Below are 11381 nucleotides of genomic sequence, written 5' to 3'. Positions count from 1 at the left end.
ATCCGAGAAAAAACTCCGCGGATAAATTGAAAACTGTAATCAGGCATCCGGTCAGGAAAATGTAGAACTTGACTGAGATTATCAACCGAGTTTGCTTCGCAAACATCGCGGGTCAAGTCCGGCAATGACAAAGGTGGCAAGCCGGATATACACACGGTGTTTTGGTGTCATTTCCCCTTGCTTGACAACCTACCTTTCGGTAGGATATATTTCCAGTGATATTTTTAAAAAGGCCAACAAAAATGAACAGCACACTCGTAATTTATGTTCACGGAAAAGGCGGAAATGCCGGGGAAGCCGAACATTATAAAAAACTTTTTGCGGACTGCGATGTTGCCGGTTTTGAGTACGCATCCGTAACTCCGTGGGATTTCAAGGATGAATTTTTGAACTGGGCAAAAGAAAAATTCGGCGGCTACGAAAAAGTGATTCTTGTTGCGAACAGCATCGGAGCGTATTTTTCGATGAACGCGGTTTCTCAAACCAACGCTGAAAGTGACAGTGCGAAAAAGAAAATCACCGCGAAAATCATCAAGGCGTTTTTCATCTCTCCGATTGTGGACATGGAAAAACTGATTTGCAACATGATGGATTGGGCCGGCGTAACGGAAGCTCAGCTTGAGGAAAAGAAAATGGTAAGCACGGACTTCGGCGACGATTTGTCTTGGGAATATCTGACATACGTCCGCAAAAATCCGATTAAATGGAAGATTCCGACTGAAATTCTTTACGGCGAACACGACACTCTCACTTCGCTTGAAACCGTCTCGGACTTTGCGCACACCCACAAGTCAAAACTTACCGTTATGAGCGGCGGCGAGCACTGGTTCCACACCGAAGAGCAGATGAGATTTTTGGACGGATGGATTGAAAAAAAATTGAGGAAAAACAATGAAAAAAATCTTGATTACTGGCGGAACAACTTTTGTAAGCAAATACGCCGCTTCTTACTTTTGCGAGCACGGCTACGAAGTTTTTGTTCTGAACAGAAACACAAAAAAGCAAGTTAGCGGTGTAACTTTGATTGAAGGCGACCGACACAATTTGGGCGGCAAACTGAAAAATCTGCACTTTGACGTTGTGGCAGACATCACCGCTTACAACGCACAGGACATAATCGATTTAACGGATTTGCTTGGTTCGTTTGACCAATATATAATGGTAAGTTCCAGTGCGGTTTATCCGGAAGACGGAACGCAACCTTTTATTGAAGAATGTGAAAGAAAGCCGAACAAGTTTTGGGGAAAATACGGAACTGACAAAATCGAAGCTGAAAACGCACTTTTGCAAAAAGTTCACGACGCGTACATTTTGCGACCGCCGTATCTTTATGGGGCGATGAACAACGTTTACCGCGAGGCATTTGTTTTTGACTGTGCAAGGCTCGACCGCCCATTTTATCTTCCGGGCGACGGCAGCATGAAACTTCACTTTTTTCACGTAAAAGATTTGTGCCGCATTATCGAAAAAATAATCGAGACAAAGCCTGCCGAACACATTCTGAACGTTGGAAATGAGCAGCCAGTTTCGATAAAAGATTGGGTTACACTTTGCTACAAGTGCCTTTCAAAAACGCCGGTCTTTGTTGAAGTCAGCAAAAAAATTGAGCAACGAAATTATTTTTGCTTTTACGATTACGAATATTTGCTTGACGTGAAAAAGCAAAAGCCGCTTTTGTCAAAAACAATTGCGCTTGAAGAAGGACTAAAAGAAGCTGCCGACTGGTATTTTGCAAACGAGCAGGAAGTCCGCAAAAAGGATTATTTGAAATATATCGATGAAAAATTACAGGAGAACTTATGAACCCGTTTTCAGTTGACCCGAATACGGCTCCGCGGGCGCAGGCTTTTGAGCTTTGGATGAACGCGCCCAATCCGATGGTCACTTTTTTCAAGACGCTGGACGTTTCGCCGCTTGTAAGGCTGAGCCACCGCCGCAAACTCAAATTCAATATGCTTTTGTGCTGGTGCGTGGGAAAAGCCGCCAGCGGGGTGAAGGAATTTTTTCTGCTTCCAGTGGGCAGAGAGCTTTTTAAGTACGATTCGCTTGCCGTGAACACAATTGTTAAGAACAAAACCGGCGAGGTAAGCTCGTGCGATGTGCCGTTCAATGACGACATCCAAAAATTCAACCGCGACTACCTTGAGCTGACAAGCGAGGTTGCCCAAACTTGCCGGAATCACGACCTTGCGCAGAGCATGGTGATTGGAACTTCCGCCATAATCGACACGGAAATTGACGGCGCGGTGGGCATGAACAGCGGAATCTTCAACAATCCGTTTATGATTTGGGGAAAATACCGCCGCCGCTTTTTTAGGACAACAATCACCGTCTCGTTCCAGTTCCACCACACTCAGATGGACGGAGCGCACGCCGGAAAATTCCTTGAACTTTTGCAGAAGAACATCAGAAGCGTAAAAAATGAGTTTGGAAAGAAGAACTGATAAGATTGACTTTTTCCGATTTGTTTTTGTGTACGAGAACTCCCCCACTCAAGCCGGAGGATGACAAGGTTGCCGAGCTAAGCCCGACAACAACACGCCTTTTTTATTCATTTTATAATTTGCATTTTTTATGTTATAATTACCCTTGTTTTTTAAGGGATAAAAATGAGTGATATTTTTGACATAAACGAAATGACGGAAGAGGACATAAAGCTTCAGTATATTACGCCGGCGCTGCTTTCAAAATGGGACATCAAAAAAATCACTATGGAAACATCTCCCCTGAATAAATTTACAGACGGAAAAGTGCGCATAAAAGGAAACATTCCTAGCCGCGATAAAGCCAAGCGGTGCGATTATGTTCTTTGGCACAACAAGGGAACTCCTCTGGCGATTGTCGAGGCAAAGGACAACAATCACACAACTTCTTACGGAATGCAACAGGCAATTTCCTACGGAATTATGATGAATGTTCCGTTCGTCTACACATCAAATGGAAGCAGTTTTTTTGAGCATGATTTTACGACTGGAATTGAAAAAGAACTTCCGCTTTCCAGCTTTCCCACCTCAGAGGAATTATATAATAGATGGAAAAATGTGGATGCGCAAAAAATTGTGGAAGTGGAAAACCGCGCGCAATATTCAATTGACGGAAATACAAAAACTTATGACGTTCCGCTTTTGTACGATGAAAAACTTTTGAACACGCCGTTTTATTCCGGAGCGGGCTGCTACCCTCCGCGTTATTACCAGAGGAATGCCGTAAACAGAACTCTTGAAGCAATTGCGAATCATCAGAACCGAATTCTTATTGCAATGGCTACCGGAACTGGAAAAACTTACACCGCGTTCCAGCTTGTGTGGCGGTTTCTTGAATCCGGAGCAAAAAAGAAAGTCCTTTACCTTGCAGACAGAAACAACCTTGTGGACCAGTCAATTCAGCAGGATTTTAAGCCGCTTGAAAAAGTTATTCACAAAATCAATTTCCAAAAAGAAGACAAGTCAAAGCTGAGTGCGTATCAGGTTTATTTTGCCCTTTATCAGCAGCTGGATTCTTCAAAGCACAAAAGCGAGGACGCGGAATAAACAGAAGAAGAAATTGAATTGGAAGTTTCAAAGTACAAGGAATTTTTTGACCCGGATTTTTTTGACCTGATTATTGTTGATGAATGTCATCGCGGCTCAGCAAAAGCCGATTCCCGCTGGCGGAAAATTCTTGACTATTTCAACAGCGCAACTCAAATCGGAATGACTGCCACTCCAAAGGAAACAAAGTATGTTTCAAATATCGACTATTTTGGAGAGCCTGTTTATTCATACAGTCTAAAGCAGGGAATTGAAGACGGATTCTTGGCTCCGTTCAAAGTCATAAACGTCCACACAAATATTGATGACTTCTGGCGGCCGAAGAAAGGACAAAAAGATATTTATGGAAACGAAATCGAAGACCGTGAATACAATCTTTCTGACTATGATTACAACATAATTGTTCAAGACAGAATCGATGAAGTTGCGGCGGAAATCACAAAATATTTAAAAGAAACCGACAGAAAGTCGAAGACAATCGTTTTTTGTCCTACAGAAGATGCCGCTGAACGAATGAGAATCGCTCTGAACAACCTGAACACCGACATGATTTTGCGTGATGCGAACGGAAACGTAAAAGAACAGTACGTTGTCCGCATTACAGGAAGCGACAAATACGGCAAGGAAAAACTGGACTATTTTATTTCCGTAAGGGAAAAATATCCGGTGATTGCAACAACCTCAGAGCTCCTTTCGACCGGCTCTGACTGCAAGATGGTAAAGCTGATTGTAATTGACAAGATTATAGATACACTGACAGAATTCAAGCAGATAATCGGGCGCGGAACTCGACTGCGCTACGACGAAGGTAAAACTCATTTTGCGATTATGGACTTCCGCCATGTAAGCCGCCTTTTTGCAGACCCTGAATGGGACGGAGAAATTGAGCAGGACGAGGAATTCGGAAATTCTTCGCAGGAAAACAATGCAGGCAAAGACAGCGAAACCAATTCTGAAACTTCGGAAGATTCCACGGATTCAGGAGAAAACGGCAGAAACAAAAAAAATGTCCAAATCGTCGGCAAGGGCGGAATCAAAATCAAAGTTTTGCAGCGGCTTGTTTCCATTTATGACACAGACGGCAAGCTTTTAAAGCAGGAATCAATTGAGGATTACACAAAAGAAAGCATAATCGGAGCTTATCAGACTTTGGACAACTTTATTCAGACTTGGAACGAGGAGCAGAAAAAAGAAGTCATCCGCAATATGCTAAAGGAAAAAGGAATCGACCTTGAGCTTATAAAAAAAGACCAGAACATGACGGATGTTGACGACTTTGATTTTATCTGCCACATCGCATTCGACCAAAAACCGCTTACCCGGCGCGAGCGTGTGAACAACGTAAAAAAACGCGACCTGTTCGGAAAGTATGGCGAGGCAGCAAAAGAAGTAATCAATGCGCTTTTGGACAAATACGCGGAGCTTGGCATTTACGACATTGAATCGACAGAAATATTAAAACAAAATCCGTTCACAAAATACGGAAAGCCCGCCCGCATTGCAGCCCTGTTCGGCGGAAACGAAAACTACAGGCAGGCAATCAGAGAACTCGAAAAAGAAATTTACGCAGCATGATAAAATCAATTTGACAACAAAAGGCAGGAAATAAAATGAGCAATTTAAGCGGCTTTGTAAAACGTATTCGCGATGTAATGAGAAATGATGCCGGCATTAACGGCGATGCGCAGCGGATTGAACAGATTGCCTGGATGCTTTTCCTAAAAGTTTATGACGCAAAGGAAGAGGACTGGGAATTTGAAGATGAAAAATACGAATCAATTATTCCAGAAGATTTAAGATGGCGAAACTGGGTTCATTCAAAAAATCAGAACGAAGGTCTTACCGGCGACAACCTCCTGGGCTTTGTAAACAACAAGCTTTTTCCTACCCTCAAATCTCTTGAAGTTGCTCCGCAAACTCCAATCCGCCAGTCAATTGTGCGCACAACTTTTGAAGATGCAAACAACTACATGAAAGACGGCGTTCTTCTGCGACAGATTGTAAACATTATCGACGAGCTTGATTTTGGAAGCTACGAGGAAACCCACGCATTCGGCGAAATTTATGAAACAATTCTAAAGGAACTTCAAAGCGCAGGAAGCGCCGGCGAATTCTACACGCCAAGAGCCGTAACTCAGTTCATGGCAAAAATGATAAAGCCGCAGATTGGCGAGACCATGGCGGACTTTGCCTGCGGAACCGGCGGATTTCTTTCAAGCTGGATAAAGGAACTTGAGGCGATAAAAGACGCAAAGGGCAGCATTTCAAACGAAGAATCTGGAAAACTCTACAATTCAATTTACGCAATCGAAAAAAAACAGTTTCCGTATATGCTCTGCGTAACGAATATGCTTCTTCACGGAATCGACAGCCCAAAAGTATTCCACGGAAACTCCCTTACAAAAAAACTTCTGGACTACACGGAAAAAGACGCATTCGACGTAATCCTGATGAATCCACCTTACGGCGGAAGCGAAAAGGAAGACATCAAGCAGAACTTTCCAGCCGACCTGCGTTCAAGCGAGACAGCGGATTTATTTATGGCAGTCATCATGTACCGCCTAAAAAAAGGAGGCCGAGCCGCAGTGATTGTTCCGGACGGATTTTTATTCGGCAACGACAACGCAAAAAACAATCTGAAGAAAAAACTTCTTACAGACTTTAATCTGCACACAATTGTCCGCCTGCCGGGAAGCGTGTTCAGCCCGTACACTTCAATCACAACAAATATCTTGTTTTTCAACAATGAAGAGCCAGCCGGCGAAACTTGGTTTTACCGAGTGGACATCCCAAGCGACCGCAAGCACTTTAGCAAAACAAAACCGATGGAACTAAAACACTTTGACGACTGCATTGCCTGGTGGAACAACCGAACAGAACTTCTTGATTCCGACGGAAACCCGAAGTCAAAAAAGTACACCGCAAAGGAACTGCTCGACAATGACTGCAACCTTGACCTTTGCGGCTATCCTCACGAGGAGGAAGAAATCCTGAGCATTGCGGAAACAATCCAGAACTACAAGAAGCACAGCCAAGCCGCCGACGAAAGAATCAGCTCCACGCTAAAAAAAATCACCGAGATTCTTGGAATTGAGCTGTAGGGAGGTATTCTAATGGCAAAAAATTATAATATTCCTAAACTTCCGCTTGAAATTGATCTTGAAACTAAGGAAATTCTCAAGCAAGTAAATTTCGCAAATAAGGCATTGGCAGAACTGAAAGGTATTGCTCATACAATTCCAAATGAAAGTGTTTTGATAAATTCACTCGTTATTCAGGAAGCAAAAGAAAGTTCAGAAGTAGAAAATATTGTAACAACTCATGATGAAATTTTTCAGGCAGACCTTTCTGTAAGCGATTATGCAATCAGCAGTGCTGCAAAAGAAGTTATGAATTATAGAGAAGCAATGCTTGAAGGCTTTGCAAGAGTAAGAGAACATATGCTTCTTACAAATAACATTATTAAAAACATTCAGGAAAAACTTGAGAAAAATAAGGCTGGTTTTAGAAAAAGTTCTGTAACATTGCAAAATTCTCGAAAAGAGATAGTTTATGCTCCGCCTGAAACTGGCGGAGCAGTTGAACATTATATGGCAAATCTGGAACAGTTTATTAATAATTCAGCTTTAAGTGAATTAGATCCGCTTATAAAGCTTGCAATAATACATCACCAATTTGAAAGCATACATCCTTTTTATGATGGAAACGGAAGAACAGGACGAATTATTTCTGTTTTATATCTTGTGCAAAATGGGCTTCTGGATTTGCCAATTTTATATTTGAGCCGTTATATTACTCGCAATAAAGCTGATTACTATAAATTGATTCAAGCAGTACGTGACAGTAATGGAGAGGTAAAAGACTGGCAGAATTGGGTTATGTTTATGCTCAAGGGAATTGAAGTTACATCAAAAGAAACTATAGTTTTGATAAATGGAATTTCTCAGTTGATGGCAAAATATAAAGCAATTTTAAAACCTGCATTTGGAAAAACTTATAAGCATGAACTTTTGAATAATCTCTTTTTTCATCCATACACAAAAATTGAATACATTGAACGAGATATGAATGTCCAGCGAAAAACTGCTGCAAAATATCTTGATATGATTGTAGATTTAAAGCTTTTAACAAAAATGAAGAAAGGTTCTTCTAATTACTATATAAATGATGCATTGTTTGAATTGTTTATGAGTCAAGGAAAAGTTGTTCCAGAAGTTGAAAGTATAGAATCTGTAAAGTCATAATATGTACCAAAAATTTAAAAATTGGTACATGAGCAACAGGTTATGTACCCGAAAAGTTGTTTTTGGGTACATATTAATAAAACGTGTACCCGAAAAGCCGTTTTTGGGTACATATATACAAGGCAACATAACATGGCACAGATAAAAAAAGACACGAACTTAAGAAAGGCGATTCTGCAGGCGGCAGTTACGGGCAAGCTGATTTCCACGGTAGAAGGGGAAACTGAAACCGGCAGGCAGCTTTTAGACAGAATTATTGAAGAGCGCAACGCAAAACTCCTTGCCGAATGGGAAGAATCTCTTAAAACTAACCCAAAGGCAAAAAAAGCCCGCTCCTGTTGCCGCAAGCAAAATTGATGAAAGTGAGATTCCGTTTGAGATTCCAGAGAACTGGTGCTGGTGCAGATTATCAGATTTTTGCAATCTATATACAGGTAATAGTATTAATGAAACCGAAAAGAAAACAAAATATACAAATCTTAAAGACGGTAGATTTTATATAGGAACAAAGGATGTTGGTTTTGATAATGTCATAAATTATGATAACGGTATAAAAATACCTTTCGACAATGATAAGTTTAGAATTGCAAATGCAAATAGTATTTTAATGTGTATTGAAGGTGGCAGTGCAGGACGAAAAATTGCTTTCACTGATAAAGCAGTTTGTTTTGGAAATAAACTATGTTGTTTTGATGCCTATGTAAAAGAAACAATTCACTTTTTGTATTATTTTATGCAAAGTGCATTATTTACAGATTTATTTAAAGATAATATGAATGGAATTATTGGTGGAGTTAGTGTAAACACTTTAAAGACTATGTTAATTCCACTTCCTCCTCTTGCCGAGCAAAAACGCATAGTCGCAAAAGTCGAGGAGCTGCTTCCGCTGTGCGAGAAACTAGGTAGGTAAACTTGACATCTGCCGTAAACAATATTATATTTTACTTAGCGAGTGTATCTCGGCTCTATAAACGAGAACGTTAAAAGAAGGTGTATCTCAGCCTTGTAAATGAGAATGTTAACAGGCAGAGGCTAGTTTATATAGTCTCTGCTTTTTTTTGGAGAAATAAGTGTCTTTAAGATTTTACGAAATCAATTCAAAATACATTGATTTTTTACAGCCATATGCACCGCATCTTTTTAGAAATAAAAAAACTGACCAACTCAACGAAAGAAAATACATTGGAATTGTTCTTGTTATGAATGGATTTAATTACTTCGTTCCGCTATCGTCTTTTAAAGAAAAACATAAAAGAATGAAAGAAAGCGTTGATTTTATAAAGATAAAAGATTATGCAGTTTTAAATATAAACAATATGTTTCCTGCTTTAGAAAAAGACTGTAAATATATTGATATATCTTTAATACAAAATAAGAATTATCAGAATCTCCTTCGTAATGAATATAGAATAATAAAAAAGAATGAAAACAAAATATTAAAAAACTCAAAGACTGTCTACACTCATAAAATATTAAACGGCACTAAAACAAACCTTTCAAAACGGAGTAATGACTTTTCCTTGTTAGAACAAAAATGCAAAGAATGGGAGCAAATTTAATTAAAACAAATTATTCAAGACATCAAAGAGCTGTTTCCGCTGTGCGAAAGGTTAGGAAAGTAAAATATGTCAATACTTGAAATAACATCAATTATTATAGCTTTGCTTTCTCTTGCCGTTTCTGTTTATGTGGTTGTTAGAGATAATAAAAATAATCAGTTGGAAATTTTAATGACTATATATGATAGGCTTGAATCTGCAAATGCTAAATTGCAATCTAAAAATCAAGATGAAGATGTAAAAAATTTAAAATGAAAAATTGACAGAGAGTTAGAAACCGCCTGCTTTTTGCTGTTTAATAATAAAATAGACAAAAAATTGTTCTACCATTTGTATTGTCATTGGCTTTATGGAAGAAATACTTTTTGGTTTTCAAATGAGCATGATATGGCAGAGCCTTGTAATAATCCTTATACAGTATGGGCTATAAAAACCGGTTTAGAAAAACATTTCTTGGAAAACTCTAAAAAGAAACAGAAGTTTTTGAAAAAAATGACTAGTTATGTAATTTCAAAAAAGAAAGAAAATATAAAAAGAGGAATTTGAAGAATATGGCAAAGGATTCAAGTTTATTATTAGAAGCATATAAAGACATTGTTTCGCCTATTGCAAAACAAATTGGAAGTTCAGCAGCAGAAGTTGCAAAATTGATTTTAAGTCCAATTTATCAGCCTACAAAATTTTTGAATAATCGCATTGAAAATTGGTTTGCTAGAATCAATTCTGAACTTCCAAAAGAAAATTTAGTAGAAGCAAATCCGAATATTACAATTCCAACTATTCAGGCTTTAGCAGTTAATCAAGACGAAAGTATTATTGGAGAAATGTTTTACAATATTTTGAAATCTTCAGTAGATAAAGAAAAACAGAAGTTTAATAGTCCAGCTTTTCCTCGGATTTTGGAACATTTAACAAGAGATGAATGTCTGTTTTTACTTTTGTTAAGCAAGAAATCATATAAATTTCATCAGGAAAAAGATTTTGATGAAGATAAACAGATATTCTTAAATGACCGAGAAATATTGAATGAGCTTCCTTTGGAAAATTTCTATTTTAAGGAAAATATTTGGCTTTATAATAGTCATTTAAATCATTTGAATCTTTCAGGCTGCTGGGAATATAAGAGACAAGAGCCTATTTTTAGTGGTAAAACTGTTACAGAACAAAATGGTGCTTTTTCATCTGTAAGAAACAGGCAAACTGGGATAAGAATTTTTTCTGAATTTAAATTGACTGATTTTGGAAAACAGTTTTGCAATGTGTGTATTTCTGATAAATGTGATGAATTTATAAAAAATTAAGCAAGAAGAAATGTGTTAAATATCCATAATTTCTAGCTTTATAATTTAATATTGAACTTAATAAAAATTTGACCGCTTTTGTCAATACTATTAATATTTGCACGAAGACCAAAAATCTAAAGATTTCACGCATCCGGATACCTGCATTTAGATGCGTTTTTTTTGCGTGAAATATCCAACGCAGTCGAAGAGTTGCTTCCGCTGTGCAAGAAACTAAGCAATCAGCCTTGACAAATCAGCCCCATTCTAGTCCTCATACTTCACGCCAAAGTAATTCAAGCTTTCTTTCATGGAATCCTGAGCTGTCAGGCAGGTGTCTTTTAGATAGCCTCGCTCGTCTTTCCATTCTTTGATTCCTCTGTAATAGAATATCTTTAATTCTTCAGTAATGATGAACGGAACTATGTTATGTTTTAGACATTCCTTTAACATAACCAGTCTCCCGACACGGCCGTTTCCGTCCTGAAATGGGTGAACTGATTCAAAGCGGACGTGGAAATCAAGAATATCATCCAAAGAGATTTCCGTTTTTGAGTTATATTCTTCAAGCAGTGATTTTATTTCTTTGGCAACATTTTCGGGTTTTGTGGTTTCAATTCCGCCAACCTCATTTTCCAGCATTTTGTAGTCGCCAACTTTAAACCAGGATTTCTGTGAATCTGTTGTGCCTGTTTTCAGTATGTAATGAAGCTGTTTGATGAAACTTTCTGAAAGCCTGGAATTTGCGCCTTCGATAATCAAATCAAT

At 38.7% G+C, this 11381-nt stretch carries 11 protein-coding genes and 2 pseudogenes; 12 read left to right on the top strand and 1 reads right to left on the bottom strand.

Annotated elements, in window-relative coordinates:
• Positions 1–242 precede the first annotated feature (242 nt).
• From B4C08_RS05280 to B4C08_RS05220, 12 genes and pseudogenes are all read left to right on the top strand, one after another.
• A pseudogene (locus B4C08_RS05280) lies at positions 243–875 on the top strand (alpha/beta hydrolase); the annotation flags it as partial.
• A 16-nt stretch (positions 876–891) separates the two neighbouring features.
• Entirely contained in the window at positions 892–1803 is a 912-nt protein-coding gene (locus B4C08_RS05275) for an NAD-dependent epimerase/dehydratase family protein (RefSeq protein ID WP_296663743.1), read from the top strand.
• Positions 1800–2444 (top strand): CatA-like O-acetyltransferase, family 2, encoded by a 645-nt coding sequence (locus tag B4C08_RS05270; RefSeq protein WP_296663742.1) that lies wholly within the window; start codon positions 1800–1802, stop codon positions 2442–2444. Before B4C08_RS05275 ends, B4C08_RS05270 begins: the two co-directional genes overlap by 4 nt.
• Before the next feature lie 165 nt (positions 2445–2609).
• Positions 2610–5105: pseudogene (gene hsdR / locus B4C08_RS11225) on the top strand (EcoAI/FtnUII family type I restriction enzme subunit R).
• Positions 5106–5140: 35 nt separating this feature from the next.
• Positions 5141–6631 carry an HsdM family class I SAM-dependent methyltransferase gene (locus B4C08_RS05255; protein WP_296663740.1) on the top strand — a complete coding sequence of 497 codons (1491 nt, stop codon included), beginning with the start codon at positions 5141–5143 and terminating at the stop codon, positions 6629–6631.
• 12 nt (positions 6632–6643) lie between these two features.
• Positions 6644–7774 carry a Fic family protein gene (locus tag B4C08_RS05250; protein ID WP_296663738.1) on the top strand — a complete coding sequence of 377 codons (1131 nt, stop codon included), beginning with the start codon at positions 6644–6646 and terminating at the stop codon, positions 7772–7774.
• A gap of 132 nt (positions 7775–7906) precedes the next feature.
• On the top strand, positions 7907–8131 hold the full coding sequence (locus B4C08_RS05245) for a hypothetical protein (protein WP_296663737.1): 225 nt from the start codon (positions 7907–7909) through the stop codon (positions 8129–8131).
• Positions 8031–8684: a restriction endonuclease subunit S gene (locus B4C08_RS05240; RefSeq protein WP_296663735.1), complete on the top strand. Its 654-nt coding sequence runs from the start codon at positions 8031–8033 to the stop codon at positions 8682–8684. Before B4C08_RS05245 ends, B4C08_RS05240 begins: the two co-directional genes overlap by 101 nt.
• 160 nt (positions 8685–8844) lie before the next feature.
• Positions 8845–9333, top strand: a complete 489-nt coding sequence (locus B4C08_RS05235) for a type III toxin-antitoxin system ToxN/AbiQ family toxin (RefSeq protein WP_296663732.1) — start codon at positions 8845–8847, stop codon at positions 9331–9333.
• A 66-nt stretch (positions 9334–9399) separates the two neighbouring features.
• Positions 9400–9588: a hypothetical protein gene (locus tag B4C08_RS05230; protein WP_296663731.1), complete on the top strand. Its 189-nt coding sequence runs from the start codon at positions 9400–9402 to the stop codon at positions 9586–9588.
• Between the two features lie 132 nt (positions 9589–9720).
• Positions 9721–9879: a hypothetical protein gene (locus tag B4C08_RS05225; protein ID WP_296663730.1), complete on the top strand. Its 159-nt coding sequence runs from the start codon at positions 9721–9723 to the stop codon at positions 9877–9879.
• Positions 9880–9884: 5 nt separating this feature from the next.
• The gene (locus B4C08_RS05220) at positions 9885–10634 is read left to right on the top strand and encodes an Abi-alpha family protein (protein ID WP_296663729.1); all 750 of its coding nucleotides are present in this window, start codon (positions 9885–9887) and stop codon (positions 10632–10634) included.
• A gap of 246 nt (positions 10635–10880) precedes the next feature.
• Here B4C08_RS05220 and B4C08_RS05215 read toward each other — a convergent pair.
• On the bottom strand, positions 10881–11381 hold a 501-nt coding region (locus B4C08_RS05215; protein WP_296663728.1), incomplete at its 5' end, for a Fic family protein.

This window comes from Treponema sp. UBA753, from assembly GCF_002297325.1.
Classification (GTDB): Bacteria; Spirochaetota; Spirochaetia; order Treponematales; family Treponemataceae; genus Treponema_D.
Note: the sequence above shows the minus strand (reverse complement) of the source record. Positions and strands in the feature narration are given on the sequence as shown.

Coding starts and splice junctions, on each gene's coding strand:
- B4C08_RS05275 (WP_296663743.1), top strand. CDS start 892: ATGAAAAAAATCTTGATTACTGGCGGAACAACTTTTGTAAGCAAATAC.
- B4C08_RS05270 (WP_296663742.1), top strand. CDS start 1,800: ATGAACCCGTTTTCAGTTGACCCGAATACGGCTCCGCGGGCGCAGGCT.
- B4C08_RS05255 (WP_296663740.1), top strand. CDS start 5,141: ATGAGCAATTTAAGCGGCTTTGTAAAACGTATTCGCGATGTAATGAGA.
- B4C08_RS05250 (WP_296663738.1), top strand. CDS start 6,644: ATGGCAAAAAATTATAATATTCCTAAACTTCCGCTTGAAATTGATCTT.
- B4C08_RS05245 (WP_296663737.1), top strand. CDS start 7,907: ATGGCACAGATAAAAAAAGACACGAACTTAAGAAAGGCGATTCTGCAG.
- B4C08_RS05230 (WP_296663731.1), top strand. CDS start 9,400: ATGTCAATACTTGAAATAACATCAATTATTATAGCTTTGCTTTCTCTT.
- B4C08_RS05225 (WP_296663730.1), top strand. CDS start 9,721: ATGGCAGAGCCTTGTAATAATCCTTATACAGTATGGGCTATAAAAACC.
- B4C08_RS05220 (WP_296663729.1), top strand. CDS start 9,885: ATGGCAAAGGATTCAAGTTTATTATTAGAAGCATATAAAGACATTGTT.